Source organism: Pseudomonas sp. ICBG1301 (genome assembly GCF_016918385.1).
GTDB lineage: Bacteria > Pseudomonadota > Gammaproteobacteria > Pseudomonadales > Pseudomonadaceae > Aquipseudomonas > Aquipseudomonas palleroniana.
Window position 1 is genome coordinate 626388 of record NZ_JAEKGB010000002.1, and the last position, 18650, is coordinate 645037.

15 protein-coding genes and 2 pseudogenes are annotated in these 18650 nt (G+C 61.3%); 11 read left to right on the forward strand and 6 right to left on the reverse strand.

Annotation, left to right across the window (positions count from 1 at the left end):
* Nucleotides 1–151 precede the first annotated feature (151 nt).
* Nucleotides 152–3307, forward strand: coding sequence for a membrane-targeted effector domain-containing toxin (locus tag JBE38_RS06695; RefSeq protein WP_205343934.1), 3156 nt, complete (start codon nucleotides 152–154; stop codon nucleotides 3305–3307).
* 146 nt (nucleotides 3308–3453) lie between these two features.
* On the opposite strand, the gene JBE38_RS06700 is transcribed toward JBE38_RS06695, so the two are convergent.
* The 5 genes from JBE38_RS06700 to JBE38_RS06720 are packed head-to-tail and all read right to left on the reverse strand — an operon-like array spanning nucleotide 3454 to nucleotide 7860.
* Nucleotides 3454–4176, reverse strand: coding sequence for an ABC transporter permease (locus tag JBE38_RS06700; protein WP_205344017.1), 723 nt, complete (start codon nucleotides 4174–4176; stop codon nucleotides 3454–3456).
* Nucleotides 4177–4211: 35 nt separating this feature from the next.
* On the reverse strand, nucleotides 4212–5411 hold the full coding sequence (locus JBE38_RS06705) for an ABC transporter substrate-binding protein (protein ID WP_205343935.1): 1200 nt from the start codon (nucleotides 5409–5411) through the stop codon (nucleotides 4212–4214).
* A complete protein-coding gene (locus tag JBE38_RS06710) occupies nucleotides 5398–6201 on the reverse strand; it encodes an ATP-binding cassette domain-containing protein (protein ID WP_205343936.1) in 804 nt (267 codons plus the stop codon). Before JBE38_RS06710 ends, JBE38_RS06705 begins: the two co-directional genes overlap by 14 nt.
* Nucleotides 6198–7259, reverse strand: coding sequence for an acyl-CoA dehydrogenase family protein (locus JBE38_RS06715; protein WP_205343937.1), 1062 nt, complete (start codon nucleotides 7257–7259; stop codon nucleotides 6198–6200). The genes JBE38_RS06710 and JBE38_RS06715 overlap by 4 nt, the downstream gene beginning before the upstream one ends.
* Before the next feature lie 40 nt (nucleotides 7260–7299).
* Nucleotides 7300–7860, reverse strand: coding sequence for a carboxymuconolactone decarboxylase family protein (locus JBE38_RS06720; RefSeq protein ID WP_205343938.1), 561 nt, complete (start codon nucleotides 7858–7860; stop codon nucleotides 7300–7302).
* Between the two features lie 102 nt (nucleotides 7861–7962).
* Between JBE38_RS06720 and JBE38_RS06725 the strand changes: the two genes are divergently transcribed.
* Complete coding sequence (locus JBE38_RS06725; RefSeq protein WP_205343939.1) at nucleotides 7963–8868, forward strand: AraC family transcriptional regulator; 906 nt, start codon at nucleotides 7963–7965, stop codon at nucleotides 8866–8868.
* On the opposite strand, the gene JBE38_RS06730 is transcribed toward JBE38_RS06725, so the two are convergent.
* Nucleotides 8865–9776, reverse strand: a complete 912-nt coding sequence (locus JBE38_RS06730) for a LysR family transcriptional regulator (RefSeq protein WP_090370825.1) — start codon at nucleotides 9774–9776, stop codon at nucleotides 8865–8867. The genes JBE38_RS06725 and JBE38_RS06730 overlap by 4 nt on opposite strands.
* Nucleotides 9777–9893: 117 nt before the next feature.
* On the opposite strand from JBE38_RS06730, the gene JBE38_RS06735 reads away from it, so the two are divergent.
* The 9 genes and pseudogenes from JBE38_RS06735 to glgA all read left to right on the forward strand — a co-directional run bounded on the left by JBE38_RS06735 (nucleotide 9894) and on the right by glgA (nucleotide 18645).
* Nucleotides 9894–10889, forward strand: coding sequence for an aldo/keto reductase (locus JBE38_RS06735; RefSeq protein WP_205343940.1), 996 nt, complete (start codon nucleotides 9894–9896; stop codon nucleotides 10887–10889).
* A 142-nt stretch (nucleotides 10890–11031) separates the two neighbouring features.
* Nucleotides 11032–12165, forward strand: a pseudogene (locus JBE38_RS27955) (cache domain-containing protein); the annotation flags it as partial.
* Nucleotides 12166–12489: 324 nt separating this feature from the next.
* A pseudogene (locus JBE38_RS27960) lies at nucleotides 12490–13026 on the forward strand (methyl-accepting chemotaxis protein); the annotation flags it as partial.
* A gap of 91 nt (nucleotides 13027–13117) precedes the next feature.
* The gene (locus JBE38_RS06745) at nucleotides 13118–13576 is read left to right on the forward strand and encodes an SRPBCC family protein (protein WP_205343942.1); all 459 of its coding nucleotides are present in this window, start codon (nucleotides 13118–13120) and stop codon (nucleotides 13574–13576) included.
* An 81-nt stretch (nucleotides 13577–13657) separates the two neighbouring features.
* Nucleotides 13658–14104, forward strand: coding sequence for a DUF411 domain-containing protein (locus JBE38_RS06750; RefSeq protein ID WP_205343943.1), 447 nt, complete (start codon nucleotides 13658–13660; stop codon nucleotides 14102–14104).
* The gene (locus tag JBE38_RS06755) at nucleotides 14101–14544 is read left to right on the forward strand and encodes a YqaA family protein (protein ID WP_205343944.1); all 444 of its coding nucleotides are present in this window, start codon (nucleotides 14101–14103) and stop codon (nucleotides 14542–14544) included. The genes JBE38_RS06750 and JBE38_RS06755 overlap by 4 nt, the downstream gene beginning before the upstream one ends.
* A 44-nt stretch (nucleotides 14545–14588) precedes the next feature.
* Nucleotides 14589–15590, forward strand: a complete 1002-nt coding sequence (locus JBE38_RS06760) for an alpha/beta fold hydrolase (protein WP_205343945.1) — start codon at nucleotides 14589–14591, stop codon at nucleotides 15588–15590.
* A 25-nt stretch (nucleotides 15591–15615) separates the two neighbouring features.
* The gene (locus JBE38_RS06765; RefSeq protein WP_205343946.1) at nucleotides 15616–16569 is read left to right on the forward strand and encodes a D-2-hydroxyacid dehydrogenase family protein; all 954 of its coding nucleotides are present in this window, start codon (nucleotides 15616–15618) and stop codon (nucleotides 16567–16569) included.
* A gap of 522 nt (nucleotides 16570–17091) precedes the next feature.
* On the forward strand, nucleotides 17092–18645 hold the full coding sequence (glgA, locus tag JBE38_RS06770) for a glycogen synthase GlgA (RefSeq protein WP_205343947.1): 1554 nt from the start codon (nucleotides 17092–17094) through the stop codon (nucleotides 18643–18645).
* The last annotated feature ends 5 nt before the right edge of the window (nucleotides 18646–18650 follow it).

An 18650-nucleotide genomic window follows, 5' to 3' on the forward strand; every position in this document is an offset into this window, starting at 1 on the left:
GTTTGGCTCCGTGAGATCGGCTCTTACACTCTCAACCGCCTGGCGCTGGAACCCAAACACCTGTTTTCAACACCTCAGAAGAGTAGCCTGACACTAGGGATCGACCTAGGGAAGGTGCATCTTTCCGGTACGAACACAGGTGTTAACGCCAATGCTCATAAGCCCTTCGCCGCTCTCCCCACCTGCATTGCCGCAATCCATTACAGGCCAGACGTCTTTTCCAACGGAGCGTCTTCCGATCGATAGCCGCCCGACCTTGCCGTCCTTGGGCAATCTCGGCGGTGCCTTGTCCTGGGCCGTTCCACCGAGTATCGAACAGCAACGCGCCATTGAAACCCTGGTCACCGACAATACGCCCAACCTGCCCGGCTTCACTCGGCTGGGGCGTGCCGGAGCGCTGGACTACCTGATGAACCTACAGCCGTTGTCCACTGAGGCACTAACCAACCTGGACAAGGCTGTGGAAACCCTGCTCAAGACGCCCCAGGCGCGGGTATTGGGCAACGCCATACGGACCCGACTTGACGGCATCGAGACCGATACCAGTGTGGCGGACTATGTGCTGGCGGCGATCCATATTGGTCTTGACCCCGAATCGATCAACACGCCCCATCGCAACAGAGTGGCCAATTTCGACCTTGCAAGCGAGCGCCATTGGGGCAAATCCGCCGCAGAAGTGATCAATGAACTGGCCCACCATCTGGAACAGCAAGCCAGGACCGCAAAAGGTAGGGGCCAGTTGGCGGCCCGCCTGCTGTTGGCAACCCGGGCGCCCGAATTTCTGGTCAAGGACATTCCCCCTCAGGTGGTCTGTGGCAGCCAGGCATGGGCCAACTTCTGCATCAATGTGGCTACACAGGAAGCCCAAGCTCCCGGTTCGGTCCGCCACAAAACCTATGCCCAGGTCATGATCGATGCAGACGCCTCGCAGATTCCACCCGCCGACACGACCCTGCTTAACGCGCTGATCGATTGGGCGGTGTGCAACGGTCACCTTCCCAAGCGCTATGACGATCACTACGACAGCGAAGAAATAGCCGGTGCGCAAACTGCCTTCAACGCTCAACAGGACGCCCTGCATATTGCCTCCAGCCGACTGGGTGACGCACTGCCCAGTCGCAAGGCCATGGCCCTGGCCGCGCTAAAGGCGCATTTCCCGGATGTGGCGGATGACGTCTTCGAGAAACGAGTACTGTCGATCAAGCACCGCGAGTTCAACCCGGGTGCACGCTCAATGCTCGACATCATCATGGAGGGACACACACTGCCCCTTGGCGAAGAATGGCAAACCTTTGATAAAGCCGTGCCGCTCAAGCGCTTCAATACGTTCAGCCGGAGCGCAGACGCAAACATCCTGCAGGCATTCAACTCCGTGCTGGACGCGCAAAAGCAACTCCACCAGACACTCGTCACATACCTGATCGCCAACCTGCCGCTGGAGGATCGGGAAAATCTTGAACAAGGAAAGCTCGAGTTTTACAAGGAAGGGACTTACAAAATCGGCACGGGCTTTCTCGATGCCCCTGAACTGACCGAGCAAAAAAACCGCCTGCTGCTGAAAGTCACGCGCAATAAAGAAACCCATCTTTATGCGCTGGACCCGGAAAAGGGCTTGCTGACAAAGCGGCCCAACCTCAACGAGCTCAAAAGTAGCCGAAACGGCAGCACCCTGTTCCAGGCCGAACGGGTGCAGCCGCAAGGCAAAAATGCGCAAACGCTACAGGACGTCAGGATTAGCCCCGGTGTCCCCAAAAGCTTCTCCAGCGAACGCAGCCAGCACATCGCCGAGGTTTACGTCGCGGCCCTCGGCCTCGAGCAACAGGCGCGGGGGCTTACCTCCTATGACGTAGAGCGAGGGCAGCAAGCAGCCGTCGCCGATTTTCTGCTGGACCTTGTGCCGCTCAGGTCAGCCATCGTCAACTTCCGCGCCGGTCACTACGGTGCAGGCGCCTTCGACTTGACGCTGGATATTTTTGCGCTTGTCACGGCCGGCCTCGGGGCTGGCGGCAAGGTACTCAAAGCTTTGAAAAGTAGCGGCTCCGCCGTCAGCAAAGTGCTCAAGGTCGGAAAAATCTTCGGCACCGCCACCCTGGGTGAACTCAACCCTCTGAGCGGCACCGGCGATCTCTGGGTGGGGGCTGGAAAACTACTGACTTGCGGGCTGAGCACTGCCGCGCAGGGCATTAAAAAACTGCGCGGCACCGCCACCCGCGTGGATTTGCTCGAAGCCGGCAAACACTTTGAGTCAGCCGCCAACGGGACCTTTAAATTGGGCGAGCACACCGTCGAAGGCAGTGCCGTGTTGCTCAACGGTAAATGGTATGCCTTCGATGCAGACAAGATGCAGCCCTACGGCTCCCCCCTTGAGGACTTCTCGGCCCTGCAGACATTGGCGCCCAGCCCCAACACCCACACCCCGGGCACACACCGCGTTCATCCCTATCACCAGAGTGGCCTGCGTCAACGGCCCAAAATTACCCGCAAGGAATTGCCCGAAGGCAGCTACTCGGAAGCCACGAAAGGCAAACTGGAAGCCGGCCATTTCATTCGAGGTGATGGAAAAGATGAAACCTTCAAAAAATTCGTGGATGACATGTTCGAATTTTATGACGAGATAGCCCTCAACCCAGTGCCGCGCCCGACGCTGCCGTCCCTGGCGGGAGAGGTCGAAATACCCGAGCTGATTACCCGTTCCTTGCAAGCTGCGGATGGGATCGTGTTTGGGGAGAAGCATGATCAGATGGCCAGTTTCAAATTGCTGGCACAGCAAATTGATACGCTTGTCAGCCAAAACGTAAAAAAGGTGTATTTCGAAGGCCTGATCGATTTGCCTCCCTACGGCCTGGTGGACGACGGCATCGGCATGCTCGGCAAACAGATGCCGCGCACCAGCCCGACATTCGAGGAGCTTAAAAAACTATTTGAAAGCAAGGGCATCGAGGTCTTGCCTCTGGACCACTATTATTTGACGCGGCACAAGGACGTAAAGGCGCTCTATGGCGCCACAACCGCGGGTTCCGGCTCTGTACAACGGCTTCAGGAGTTCAACTACCACGCCTCGGAGGTCATTCAGGCCAACTCGGGCACCGAAAAATGGATTGCCCTGGTGGGCGCCTCTCACATGAACACCGCCGAGGGCGTTCCGGGCCTGGCCGAGCTGACAGGCGCCATCGGTATCGGCGTATTCGACAACCCGGGCATCACGAAGTCCATCGGCCTCAAAGACACCCGTCAGCTGCCCGACCCCATGAAGCCCTTGAAACCAGGAGATGTGCCGGGCGACTTCCAGATCTACATGAAACCCTAAACCCAGCCAACACCTCGTGGCGAGGGAGCTTGCTCCCGTTGGACTGCGTAGCAGGCCCAGTCTTTTCAAACCAAGAGCTGGGGCCGCTTCGCAGCCCAGCGGGAGCAAGCTCCCTCGCCACGGGTCAAGATACCCAATGAACCTTATCAACGCGCATGCACCCACCGCTGATGCAGCCAGCGCGCCAACGCATCCAGCGCAAAGCCCAGCAGCCCGATCAGTACCACCATGGCCATCAACTCCGAATACGCCAACCGATCGCGGGTGTCGAGAATGTAGTAGCCCAACCCGGCACTGACTCCGAGCATTTCGCACGGCACCAGCACGATCCACAAGATCCCGATGGCCAGGCGCACGCCCGTCAGCACATGCCCTACCACACCGGGAATGATCACCCGGCGCAACGTCTCCCAGCGCGTGGCGCTCAAGCTCTTGCTCAACTGTAGCCAGCGCGGGTCCAACTGGCGCACGCCGGCAGCGGTATTGAGCATGATCGGCCACACGGCGGCAAAGGCCAGCAAGAAGTAGATCGGCTGGTCGCCGACGCCCATCAGCATCACCACGATAGGCATCCAGGACAGCGGTGAAATCATCCGCAGAAACTGAAACGCAGGCGTCGTCGCGGCCTCCAGATTATGCGAACTGCCCACCAGCAGCCCCAGCGGCACCCCTGCCAACAACGCCAGGAACAAGCCGACGAAGATGCGTTTGAGGCTCACCGCAACGTGCAGGTACAACTCACCACGCCCCAGCAGCTCCCACAAGCTGCCGGCGGTGGCCGCCAGCGAGAAGCGCGCCGACAAACCGTCCGCCTCGCCAAACACCTTGACCCCCAGCCACCACAGCCCCAGCAAGCCTGCCAAGCCCATCAACCCGAGCAGCCAGCCCGGGATTACGCGGTTGTTCAAACGCCGATCTCCTCGTGCCGTTCAAACCCGTCCGGCAAACCGAACGTCTGCATGCCGCCGACCGCCTCGATGGCTTTACGCACGAAGCGGTCATCCACCAGGTCCTTGGCGACAACCGCCGGGTCGAGGTCGGCGAGGAATTTCTTGTCGCCCTCGATCAGTGTGGCCTTCAGGCGGCGCACCAGTTCTTCGGTGTAGCTGGGAAATGGGTAAGGTTGAAAGTCGATACGGTGTTCGTCCCAGTCGGCATGCCGGATCGCACCGTCGGCCAGGTAGGCGGCGCGGTCGCCGGCCAGCGGTGCCAGGACTTTACTCAACACCGGCTCGGCATGGGGCGTGTAGCGGTTCGGGCCGTCCTTGGAGAGCAATTTCACCGCCGCTTCGCGATTGTCACGGGTCCACACCTGGGCCTTGACGATAGCGTTCACCACCTTCTGCGACCACTCGGGACGGTTGGCCAGGTCATGCTCGTGCATGAACACTACGCAGCACGCGTGGTTGCGCCACACATCGCCGGTAAAACGCTGCACGCGGCCCACCTTGAGGTTTTCGGCCAGGGCATTGAACGGTTCGGCAACGATGTAGCCGTCGATGCGCTTGCTGGCCAGGGCCGGCGGCATGTCTGAAGGGGGCAGCACGATCAGGTTGACCTCGTTGGCCGCGATGGCAGTGCCCGCGGCGCGAGCCACAGGGGTCAGGCCGTTGTCGCGGAACAACTGCTGCACCACCACGTTGTGGATCGAATACCAGAAGGGAATCGCCACCGACTTGCCGCCCAATTGCTTCACATCGGTAATCCCGGGGGCCACGGTCAACCCGGAGCCGCCGACGTGGTTCCACGCCACCACCTTGGCCGGCACTTGGCTGCCGTAACGCGCCCAGACGGTCATCGGCGACAACAGATGAATCACGTTGACCTGCCCGGAAATGAACGCCTCGATCACCTGGGCCCAACTGCGCAACAGCACCGGGCGCTCGGCCTTGATGCCTTCGGCTTCGAACAGGCCGTTGTTATGCGCGACCAACAGCGGCGTCGCATCGGTGATCGGCAGGTAGCCGATGCGTACCGGCGCGTCCGGCTCGCTGGCGGCGCGCGCTTGCAGGCTGCTCAGCAGGGGCAAGGCACCGGCGGCGCTGAGCACCGCCGAGAGTTTGAGAAAGTCACGGCGCGAGTGGGTCAGGTCATCCAGACACATGGTTAAGCTCCTGTTGATCAAGGGGGTTGGGTTGAGGGCGGCTCGCCTGCCGTAAGGTTTTCAGAATGTCGATACGCAGCGCACCGATGGCCTCCACCTGCTCTTCCCGAGGTTGCGGCAGGTCGATGTGCCATTCGCCCAACGTGCGCGCCGGGCGGTTGCCCAGTAGCAGGATGCGGTCGGACAACAGCAGCGCTTCGTCAATATCGTGGGTGATCAATACCGCCGCCGAGCCTTGCTCGCGGTTGACCTTGAGCAACAGGTGCTGCATATCGGCGCGGGTCACTTCGTCCAGGGCACCGAATGGCTCATCCAGCAGTAGCACCTGCGGTTGCCGCGCCAGGCAGCGGGCCAGCGCCGTACGTTGGGCCATACCGCCGGACAGCTGTGCCGGAAACTGCTGGCGCGCGTGTTGCAGGCCGACGGCGGCGATCGCATGGTCGACCCGCTGACGGCGCTGTTCGTGGCTCAAGCGCGGTTGGCGGTCGAAATCCAGGCCAAAGGCGACATTCTTTTCCAGGTTCAGCCAAGGCAACAAGCTGGGGTCTTGAAAGGCGACCGCCACGCGCGGGTGCGGGCCGCTCAACGGTTCACCCAGCACGGTGACAGTACCGCCCTGGGGCGCCTGCAAACCGGCGAGCACCCGCAGCAGGCTCGACTTGCCGACGCCGCTGGGGCCCAGGATCGACACCACTTCACCGGCTTGCAAATGCAAGTCAAAGCCTTGCAGCACCGGGCCGGCGGTGTACCCCAGGCAAATGCCCTGGGCGCTCAGAACCGCCTGGCTCACAGGCTGGCCTGGCGCTGAAGCTCGGTGCGCAGTTGCACCAGGCTTGGGGTCACGATCGGCACAAAGGCCGACTCTCGCCAGCGCCGGGCGAAACCGCTGCCGTGGGCGGTGAGGTAAGCCTTGCCGCCGCTCGCCTGCAACTCAAGTTGCACGGCACTGCCGGCGGTTTCGGCGAGGGCGATGCGCAGCTTGAACAGCGGCACCGGCTCTGCGGCGAAACGTCCGGCGAGCAAGCTATTCTTGAGCTCGGTGACCAGATGATCCAGGGTTACGCGCAGCGCTTCCAACTCATCGCGCAACACGGTGCGGCTGGCACCCAAATGGTTGGCCACCTCTGCCAGGGAACGACGCGCCAGGCCGATCGACATGCCACATTGCAGTCCCAGGAACGCCGGGCGTACTGCCGGCAGAAACTTGCGCGCATCCTCATGCAACAACCAGTCACGACTCAGCGCGACGCCTTCCAGGCCCAGGGCGGCCGTACTGCTCGATTGCAGGCCCAGCAGGTCCAGGTCGCGGGAGCGCTGCAAACCCGCCACGGAATCCGGGATCGCCAGGATAAACGGCGCTCCACCCTGAGCGTCCTCGATCGCCGCCGCCGCGACAAAACCGTTCTTGCGCAGGTTGGTCACCCAATGCAGGCGACCGTTGAGGGTCCAGCCGTCGGCGGTCGGTTCGGCGCTGATCTGCAACGCCTCTATCCCGGACAAAAACTTCATCGCATTCGACAGCCCCGTGGCCCCGGCCAGCTTGCCGCTGAGCAAGTCCGGCATCAGTTGGTCACGCAGCCGTTCATTCGGGCTTTGCAGCAAATATTCGATAAAGGAGCGCTGGCCCCAGCAGACAAACGCCGCCGCCAGGGAGTGGCTGGCGACATTGGCGATCGCTTCCACCGCACCGGCCACATCACCGCCCAGGCCACCGAGGTGCTTCGGCACGCCAATACGTAACACGTCGGCTTGCGCCAGGCGTGGCAACACTTCCTGCGGATCGCAACTGCCCACGTCCAGGGCCTGCGCTTGAACATCGAGCCAACGGCTCAAGATTGGGTCAAGCATTTATGTATCTCCTTTTTACAGCAGGTGGACCATCGCCGATTCAGCTGGCCGGTTGTTCCCAACGGTATTGCACCAACTCAGGGTTCAGCGGGGTACGCGCAAACACGTTAGCGAAGTTGCACAGGGTTGCCAGGCTGACGCCCAAAATAACCTCCAGCGCCTGACCTTGCGTATAACCGGCGGCGAGAAATGCCTCAAAACCGGCGTCGCTGACATCGCCACGGGTGGCGATCACTTCACGGGTAAACGCGGCGAGTGTCTCATAGCGGGCGTTGGGCAGCTCACCGCGCTGGCGCAGCGCGTCGATCACTTCTTCAGGCAACTTGGCTTTGTTGCGCGCCACGGCGGTATGGCCGGCGACGCAAAAATCGCAACCGTGGGTGGTGGCCGCAATCAATTGCACCACTTCCCGGTCGGCCAGGCTCAGTTCCGCCTTGGCGTTGAGGCCGGACACCGTGACGTAGGTTTCCAGGGCCGCTGGTGCGTTAGCCAATACGGCAAGCAGATTAGGGATGAACCCCGAGGCTTTCTGTGCATTTTCAAGGAAAGGCTTGGCGGCTTCCGGCGCGGTTGCCGGGGTCAACAAGGGTACACGGGACATGGAGTGGTCTCCTGATGGGTTCGTGTAACCAGTCTGTTGGTTATAAAAAATCGACTCAATAGGCTAAAGTAGCGATTACTTGCTCTTGAGTCTTTCCTTTAGATGAATTCGTCCAGTGCCCTTGTCGATTGGTTATTAGACAGCCTCGAACTCGATACCAGCCTGTTCCATGTCGGCCGCTATTGCGGCGACTGGCATGCCAGTACGCATGGCCTGGCCAACGCCAGTTTCCATCTGATTGTGCAGGGTGAATGCTGGCTGCATATCGAAGACGATCCCGTGCCCCAGCGCTTGAATAATGGCGACGCCGTGTTTCTCTTGCGTGACCTGGCCTATCGGCTCTCGGGTGAAGCCACGGCCGCCGGCGCCCGGGAATGTCCACGGCGCCCGATGCTGCCCCTGGACAGCACGGCCAATGACGGCGTGGGGCTGGTCTGCGGTTTCTTTCATTTCCAGTCCGGCTTGTCGGCCATGATTGTCGATACCCTGCCCGCCTGGATCATTCTGCGCGCCGGTGACCCGTCACTGACCGCCGCACGCAATCTGTTCGAACTGATCCTGCAAGAGTGCCAGCGTACCCCCGCGCCCTCTCCCACCTTGCTTGAGCGTCTTTGCCACTTGTTGTTCCTGTATGTGCTGCGCCAGCAAGTCATCGACAACACCGATCTCGGCGGCCTGGCCGCGCTGGGTCGGCAACCGGCGTTTGCACAGTTGCTGGAACAATTGATCGCCCGCCCGGCCGATCCCTGGACCCTGGAAAGCATGGCGGCCTGCACCGGGTTGTCGCGCTCGGCGTTCTTCAAGCGTTTCAACGAATTGTGCGGGCAGTCGCCGGGGCAAGTGCTGCTGATGATGCGCATGCGCCATGCCTGCCAGTTGTTCAAGCAGGACCAGACCGTGGCCGACGTGTCGCTGGCGGTGGGTTACCAGTCGGTCGCCGCCTTTACCCGGGCTTTCCATAAAGTCACCGGGCAGCAACCGGGCGCCTATCGCCGGGCACAAGCCTAGCGCCGCAAGCCATTGCCCGGTCGAGCGCACAGTTCCACCAGCCAATCGACAAACACCCGCACCCGCAGCGACAACTGGCGGTGCGGTGGGTACAGCGCCGTCAAGGCCATCGGCGGCACCGCCAACTGGGGCAACACTTCCACCAATGTGCCCTGCGCCAGGCGCGCCATTGCATGATAGTGCGGCGCCTGGATCAAGCCGTAACCCGCCTCGCAGGCGGCGAAATAACCGTCAGCGCTGTTGACCGCAACGGTCTTGGCCAGGTTGATCGGGCGCAGCGCATCGCCGATCTGGAATTCCAGGCCAAACCGTTTGCCGCTGGCGCTGGAGATATACTCGACCATCCGATGCCCGGCCAGGTCGTCGATGCACTGCGGGACACCCATGCGCGCCAGGTAATCCGGGCTGGCCAAGGTCATTTGATCGAGCATCACCAAAGGCCGCGCCACCAGCGATTCATCCAGGGCCGGGCCACCGCGCAGCACGCAATCCACGCCTTCGCGGATCAGGTCCACCGGGCGGTCGTTGAGGCCGATCTCCAGGTCGATCTGCGGGTAACGGGCGGTGAAGCTCGGCAACGCCGGGATCACGATAAAACGCCCGATACCTGACGGCATATCGATGCTCAAGGTTCCGCGCGGGTTCTGGCGGCGCGTGGAAAACACCGCCTCGGTTTCCTCCAGGTCCGCCAGCAACTGCACACAGCGTTGGTAATACGCGGCGCCGTCCAACGTCGGGCTGACCTGGCGCGTGGTGCGCTGCAACAGTTGCACCCCCAGGTGGGCTTCCAATTGCTTGATCAGGATGGTCACCGATGCCCGTGGCAGTTGCAGGCTGTCAGCCGCCTTGGCAAACCCGCCCAGTTCGACAATCCGGGTAAACACGCGCATTGCATTAAAACGGTCCAAGGGACGGTTGCTCCTGGATTATTTAGATTTTACGAATACTGATAGTGCTTTTAGCCGGTTTATCTGAGTTTTGTCGAGGATAACAATGGCGACCTTCCCCATACAGGAGCTTGACCCATGCACACTCGTCAACTCGGCAAAAACGGTCCCACAGTCAGCGCCATCGGCCTCGGCTGCATGGGCATGACCGATTTCTACACGACCGGCACTGACACCCGGGAGGCCATCGCCACCCTGCACCGCGCCCTGGAACTGGGGGTCAACTTCCTTGATACCGCCGACATGTACGGCCCGCATACCAATGAACAACTGATCGGCAACGCCATCGCCGGCAAGCGCGACCAGGTATTCCTGGCCAGCAAGTTCGGCATCGTGCGCGACCCGGCCAACCCGGCACTGCGCGGCGTGAATGGCCGCCCCGACTACATCCGCAACGCCATCGACGGCACGCTGAAGCGGCTGGGCATTGAAACCCTGGACCTGTACTACCAGCACCGAATCGACCCGGACGTGGCCATCGAAGAAACCGTCGGCGCCATGGCCGAGTTGGTCAAACAGGGCAAAGTCCGTTACCTGGGCCTGAGCGAAGCCAGCGCCGCCACCCTGGAGCGCGCCCATAAGGTGCACCCCATCACGGCCCTGCAAAGCGAATATTCGCTGTGGAGCCGAGACCAGGAAGACAACGGCTGCCTCGCCGCCTGCCAGCGGCTGGGCATCGCCTTTGTACCGTACAGCCCGCTCGGGCGCGGTTTCCTCACCGGCGCACTGAAAAGCCCGGACGACTTCGCCGCCGATGACTACCGTCGCTTCAACCCACGTTTCCAAGGCGAGAACTTTGCGAAAAACCTGCGGCTGGTCAAACAGGTGCAAACCCTGGCGGCGGACAAAGGTGTGACCGCCGGGCAACTGGCATTGGCGTGGGTGCTGGCGCAGGGTGATTTCATCGTGCCGATTCCGGGCACCAAGCAACGCAAGTACCTGGAGGAGAACGTCGCGGCGGTTTCGATCGTACTGAGCGAGGCTGAGCGCGCCGCGTTGAATGCGATTTTCCCGGCCGATGCAACCGCAGGTTTGCGCTACCCGGAAGAAGTCATGGCCATGCTGGATATCTGATCCGCAGCACTCGGCAGCGCCGCCGGCCGGCGCTGCCACTTTCTTGCACGATAGTACCTAAAGCTCCGTCATCCCAAGCCGATAGCTCTACGAAGCTCCAACAAAGCCGCGTCGACAATAAACGCTTCGTAAGGACGGTCCCATGCCTGCACTGCGCTCCATCCAAGCCCGCTATACCCTGTTTCTGGTGCTGTTCGTCCTGGTGTTATTTGTATTGACCGTCGTGGGTATCGGCCAGTTGGTCGCGCCCAAGCTGCGCCATACCGAAGAACAGGTCGTACTCAACCGCATCAGTGAAGTCGCCGAACAGATCCAGGGCGAGCTGAACAAGGTTCAGGCCCAGCAACGCACCATCACCCAAACCATTCCCCTGCTCGACAGTGACGCCATTGATAAGGTACTGCCTGGCCTGGTGGACCAATATGGTGAGCTGAAAGTGTTTGGTGGCGGGATCTGGCCGTTGCCCAACCAGCGTACTCCGGGGCGCAATAAACACAGCACGTTCTGGCACCGCGACGCCTCTGGCAAGTTGGCGGTCAACACCTTCTGGAACAGTGACGCCGCGCCCAACTATTACGACCAGAGCTGGTACAAGGGCGGCCTCGCCTCCCCCCGTGGCCAGTGTGCCTGGGCCGCCGCCTACAAGGACGACGCCAGCCAGGAGCCGCGCACCAACTGCGCCATGGCGATCCAGCGTGACGGTGCCGCCTATGGCGTGGCCACCATCGACGTGACGCTGGGTTTCTTCAATGAGCTGGTGGCCAACAAGGAAAAAGACATCGGCGGGCAGATGCTGATCGTCGAGGGCGACGGCAAGATCATCAGCAACAGCTCGCGCATCAGCGGCCCGGTGGTCTTGAAAAACATCAGCGAACTGGCCGGCACCTCGGCATTCGCCGCCCAGGTCAGCCAGGCCCTCGCCCACCGCGACCAGGCGCTGCAACGCAGCGAGTTCGACAACCAGGGCGTGGCCAGTACCTTCTACTTTCGCGCCATCGAGGGCACGCCCTGGTTCCTCGCCACCGCCCTGCCGACTTCGCTGATTACGGCGCAACGCGATGACGTGCTCAGCAGCTTGGCCCTGCTGCAAATTCCGATGGTGTTGCTGCTGGTGATACTGGCCGTCTATGCCATTCGCAAGCTGGTACAGCGCATGAAGACGCTGAAAACCAACATCGACGCGCTGTCCACCGGGGATGCTGACCTGACGCGGCGGATCACTATCCGCGCCGAAGACGAACTGGGCGCCATCGGTCATTCGGTGAACCGCTTTATTGTCTACCTGCAGAACATGATCGGCGAAGTGACCCAGGCCACCGGCGCGATGTCGTCGAGCCTTGAGCAGTTGCAGCAAACCTCGGCGCACACCAACCAGATCCTGATGCGGCATGCCAGCGAGACCGACCAGACCGTCACGGCGATCACCGAAATGAGCTCCACCGCCGACACCGTCGCGCAAAGCGCCGCTGAAACCGCCTCGTTCACCCAGCGTGCCAACGAGCACGCCGATCACTCCCGTGTGGTCGTGGGCGAAGCGTCCAGTAGCGTCAGCGCCCTGATCGACGAAGTCGCCAGCGCGACCCATACCGTGGAGAACATGCGCCAGGACGCCGCGCGCATCACCGAGACCCTGGGGGTGATCGGCGCGATTGCCGGCCAGACCAACCTGCTGGCTCTCAACGCGGCCATCGAAGCGGCCCGCGCGGGTGAGCAAGGCCGTGGGTTTGCGGTCGTCGCCGATGAGGTACGTGCGCTGGCGGCGCGCACCCAGGCCAGCACGTCGCAGATCAACGAGATGCTGGCACGCTTGACCAGCGGCGTGAGTTCGTCGGTGGCCGCCATGGAAAACACCCAGGCCAGTTGCCAGTCGGCAGCGGACGCCACAGCGCGCGTCAACACCGGCCTGGATGAGATGGCCGGCTCGGTCAGCCATATCAATAACCTCAGCACCCAGATCGCCACGGCCGCCGAGCAGCAAAGCGCAGTGACCGAGGAGATCAACCGCAGCATGGTGCAGATCCGACAGATGGTCGAAGAGCTGGTGCATAGCGGGCATGCCACGCAAAGCAATACCCAGAGCCTGCTGGACGCTAATGGCCGAGTGATTGCGTTGATGAGTCGCTTCAAGGTGCGCTGAAAAAAACACCGGAACACTCCCGTGCAATGCTCGGGAGTGGGACTATTCTGACAGTTCCTAGTGCAAATTCCCGCCACACAGGAGGTGTGTGATGCACGTTGTTGAGCATTCGATCCGCTTGGAGCAGGTCAGTCAGGAACGTTTTATTCAGGCCCCCATCGACCTTGTCTACGATTACGTGACCCAGCCGGATCGCTGGCACGAATGGCACCCGACCTCACTCAGCGCCGAGACCGGCACCAGCGGTTCACTGCCGGCCGGCACTCGCTTCACGGAAATTATCGATCTCATGGGCGTACGGGTGCCCATGAGTTATCGCGTGCAGATCGCCCGGCCGCCCAGCGAATTCAAGACCGTGTTCACGTCTCTGGCCGTTGACGGCTCCATTCACTATTTTCTGGTGCCCCATCAAGGCGGCACGTTGTTCAAGCGCGTGCTGATCTATGAAACCGAGTTGCAGTTGACCAGCTTGCGTGAGCGTATGGTCCAGCTTTCGGCTACGGCCCTCGACCGGCTTAAATGCAGGTTGGAAAACCCGCCCTTCGTATAATTTAGAAACATTACAACAGTGTCCCAACCAAAAAAGCAGGGAGAATGCTCGGCTTACTGCCCGGTATTGGACGACACCTGAATGAAAAACCCATTGCGCTTGGTCCTGCTTTCAGCCCTGTTCACCAGCACCCTGGCCCAGGCGGCCGACCTGATCCCGATCGATGTGCACCGCGACGCAAATTGCGGTTGCTGCAAAAAGTGGATCAGCCATCTGCAAAGCAACGGTTTCAAGGTCAACGACCACGTCGAGGCGGATATGAGCGCCGTCAAACAGCGCCTGGGCGTGGCACCGCGCCTGGGCTCATGCCATACCGCCGTGATCGACGGCAAGTTCGTCGAAGGCCACGTGCCGGCCGAACAGGTGCTGGCCTTGCGCAAACGCGACGATCTGCTCGGCATTGCCGCGCCGGGCATGCCGCTGGGCTCACCCGGCATGGAAGTCGACGGTCACAGCGAGGCCTATCAAGTGATCGGCCTGACCCGGGACGGCCGCGATGTGGTGGTGGCTGAATACCCGGCACGATGATCACAGGTTACCTGGGCTTATTCGTGGCGGCCTTCGGTGCCGCCACCCTGCTGCCGTTGCAGTCCGAAGCGGTGTTGGTCGGGCTGCTGCTCAGCGGGCACTACAGCCTCTGGCTGCTGCTGGGCATTGCCACCTTGGGCAACGTACTGGGCTCGCTGGTGAACTGGTGGCTGGGGCGCTGGGTTGAACACTTCAAGGCCCGGCGCTGGTTTCCCGTCAGCACAAAACAGCTGGATACGGCACGGCGCCACTATGAGCGCTGGGGGCACTGGACGCTGCTGCTCAGTTGGGTGCCGATTATCGGTGACCCGCTGACCCTGGTCGCAGGCGTCATGCGCGAGCCGCTGTGGCGCTTCCTGCTCCTGGTGACACTGGCCAAAGGTTTGCGCTACGGCGTGCTCGCGGCGCTGACGTTGCACTGGGTGTTAATCCCCACTTAATCCCCTCCAAACAGCATCCGGGCATCCTATTCGGAGCACGTCCCATGTCTTTCGTCCGCGCTGCCTGCCTGTCCGGCCTGTTCGCCCTGGGTACGACCCCGGCGTTTGCCGCTACCTACGGGCCTGAATTGCAAGGCTTTGAATACCCGTATCCGGTACAACACTTTGACTTCCAGTCCCAAGGCAAACACCTGCAAATGGGCTATATGGACGTACCCGCCAAAGGCCACGCCAACGGCCGCAGCGTGGTGCTGATGCATGGCAAGAACTTCTGCGGCGCCACCTGGGAAGGTTCGATCAAAGCCCTGAGCGACGCCGGCTACCGGGTGATTGCGCCGGACCAGATCGGTTTCTGTACCTCCAGCAAGCCCGATCACTACCAGTACAGCTTCCAGCAATTGGCAATCAACACCCATCAGTTGCTGGAAAAGCTCGGCATACAAAAGGCCACGATTCTCGGCCACTCCACCGGCGGCATGCTGGCAACCCGTTACGCACTGCTCTACCCGGCACAAACCGAACAGCTGGCCTTGGTCAATCCCATTGGCCTGGAAGATTGGAAAGCGCTGGGCGTGCCTTATCGCAGCGTGGACCAATGGTACGAGCGAGAGTTGAAACTCAGCGCCGAGGGTATCCGCAAGTATGAACAGGAGACCTACTACGTCGGCCGCTGGAAGCCCGAATACGAACGCTGGGTAGATATGCTCGCCGGCCTCAACCAGGGCCCGGGGCATACCCAGATCGCATGGAACTCGGCGTTGATTTACGACATGATCTTCACCCAGCCGGTGTACTACGAGTTCAAGGACTTGCAGATGCCGACCCTGCTGCTGATCGGCACCGCCGATACCACGGCAATCGGCAAGGACCTTGCGCCACCTGAGGTCAAGGCGAAGATCGGCAACTACGCCGTGTTGGGCAAGCAGGTGGCCCGGTTGATCCCCCATGCGACCCTGGTGGAGTTCCCCGGGCTGGGGCACGCACCGCAAATGGAGGAGCCGGCCCAGTTTCACGCGGCACTGTTGCAGGGTTTGAACGCCCTTTAATCCCATTTGATCGAGGCACGGGTGAATGTCATTACAGATAGCAGTCATTGATGATTGGCAGCAGGTGGCCAGTGGCGTGGTGGATTGGTCAGGGCTGGCGCCAGTTGGCCAGGTGCACTTCCTGCACGACTACCCGGCAGACACCGCGACGATGATCGAACGCTTGAAGGGCTTCGAGGTGATCTGCGTGATGCGTGAGCGCTCCACCTTCGATAAGGCGCTGCTGCAGGGCCTGCCTGATCTCAAGCTGCTGGTGACCGGCGGCATGCGCAATGCCGCTATCGACATTGCCGCCGCCCAGGCCCTGGGCATTCAGGTGTGCGGCACCGACAGCTATAAACAGGCAGCGCCGGAATTGACCTGGGCCTTGATCATGGCCGCCACCCGCAACCTGCTGGCCGAAGCCAACTCGTTGCGTGCCGGCGGCTGGCAAGTCGGCCTGGGCGGCGACTTGTATGGCAAGACCCTGGGCATTCTCGGCCTGGGCAGCATTGGCCAGAAAGTCGCGCAGTTTGCCCAGGTGTTCGGTATGCGCGTCATCGCCTGGAGTGAAAACCTGACCCCGGAACGGGCCGCGCAATGCGGTGTAACCTGGGTCAGCAAACAGGCGCTGTTTGAACAAGCCGACATCCTCAGCGTGCACTTGGTACTCAGCGAGCGCAGCCGCGGGCTGGTCGACGCCCAGGCGCTGGGCTGGATGAAACCGACGGCACGCTTGGTGAACACCGCACGCGGGCCGATTGTGGATGAACAGGCGCTAGTGGCCGCGCTGGAAAGTGGTCGCTTGGCCGGGGCCGCCCTGGACGTATACGGCGAAGAGCCACTACCGGCGGACCACCCCTTCCGCCGCCTGCCCAACGTATTGGCCACGCCCCATATCGGCTATGTGAGCGAGCAGAATTACCGGCAGTTCTATCAGCAGATGATCGAGGATGTTCAAGCTTGGGCGGCCGGTACGCCCATTCGCGTACTGGGCTGACGCACCCTGCACCAATGCTGGGAGCGGGTTTGCACTGAGGTGGGGCGTTTTCCGTCATCTGTAGTGAGCGGGCTTGCCCCGCGCTGGGTGGCGCAGCCGCCCCCTCGGTCGTTCTGAAATACCGTGGCGTCTTTGTTGGGGCGGCTTCGCCACCCAGCGCGGGGCAAGCCCGCTCACTACAACCTGCGGTTTTGGGGTTAGAAGTTTTTTGTCCTACAAAATTTCCTTAGAAAGCCTACAGGCTCTGGGATCTGTCCTAGACTCATGACCGATGGGTCCGTTCCAAAACAAAAACCCCGCAAAAAATCTAAACTTTCCAACTCGGCCACTGGTCAAGTTTTAAGGTAGGGCGAGCACACTGGATTAACCCCCCAATGCCCGCCCATCCAATCTATTTCTGCCAACCGTGCAACTGGCATAAGCCTTGCCAGAATTGTATTGCACTTGTGCGCGTGGCCGCAGGATGCGGTCATCGAGCTAGTGGCAGCGGGCCACTAACCGACCCTACACGTGGAGAGAACTATGATCAGTGCCGTTTCAAGTATTCAGGGAGAACGTGTTAGTCAGCCAGTTGGCGGGGCGAGCTCTTTAGTTGACATCAACACGGTGCGGCCGGTCGTGAGTCACAACCCCAATCGTAAAAAAGTCCTCTTCGTCACCTCCGAATTCGCCGACCTGGTGAAGACAGGTGGCCTGGGCGATGTGTCTGCCGCCCTGCCCCGCGCCATGGCGCATCTGCACGATGTGCGAGTGTTGATCCCGGGTTATCCGCAAGTGATGGAGAGCGACAACCCGATTCATATCATTGGCGAGCTGGGCGGTCACGCCGCGCTCCCGCCGTGCAAGATCGGACGCATGGACCTCAAGGATGGGCTGGTCATCTACGTGCTGATCTGCCCTGAACTCTACGAGCGTGAAGGCACGCCCTACGGCGCCAACAACGGCCGCGACTGGCCGGACAACCATATCCGCTTCGCCCGCCTGGGCCTGGCCGCCGCCGACATCGCCGCCAACCTCGCGCAGATCCACTGGTGCCCGGACCTGGTGCACGCCCACGACTGGCCGGCGGGCCTGGCCCCGGCCTACATGCACTGGCGCGGGTCACGCACGCCGACCCTGTTCACCATTCACAACCTGGCGTATCAGGGCGTCGTCAGCCTGGCGTCCACCCCGGAGCTGGGGATTCCGCCGCATGCCCTGCAACAGGAAGGCATGGAGTTCTACGGCAAGATGTCGTTCCTCAAGGCGGGCATGGCCTATTCCAGCCATATCACCACGGTGAGTGCCACCTACGCCCAGGAAATCACCACCCCCGAATTCGGCTGCGGCCTGGATGGCTTTTTGGCCAGCAAGACCCAACAGGGTCTGCTCAGCGGTATTCCCAACGGCATTGATGAAAGCTGGGAAACATCTACCGACACCCACCTGACCCACAATTTCAACATCGGCGACTGGGAAGGCAAGGCCATCAACGCCGCCCATGTGCGCGAACTGTTCGGCCTGCACGACTCCACCGGCCCGTTGTTCGCCGTGGTCTCGCGCCTGGTCTATCAGAAAGGCCTGGACCTCACCGAGGCGGTGGCCAGCTTTATCGTCGAAAACGGCGGCCAGATCGCCATTATCGGGCGTGGCGAGCCGGAAGAAGAACAGGCCATGCGCGAGCTGGCCCTGCGCTTTCCCGGTCAAGTGGGTGTGCGGATCGGCTTCAACGAAACCGATGCCCGCCGCATGTTCGCCGGCAGCGATTTCCTGTTGATGCCATCGCGCTACGAACCCTGCGGCTTGAGCCAGATGTACGCGCAGCGCTTCGGCTCGCTGCCGGTGGCGCGCAATACCGGCGGCCTGGCCGACACTATCGAAGATGGCGTGACCGGCTTCCTGTTCAATGAATCCACGGTGGACAGCTATAAAGCCGCTCTCACCCGCGCCTTCAAGGTATTTGCCTTCCCCGGTTTGCTCAATGCGATGCGCAGCCGCGCGATGACTCAACCGTTCAACTGGTGCCAGGCCGTGGAACCCTATGCCGAACTCTACGAACAACTGGTGGCCAAGGCTTTAGGGAAATCGGCCAAGTAATCAAG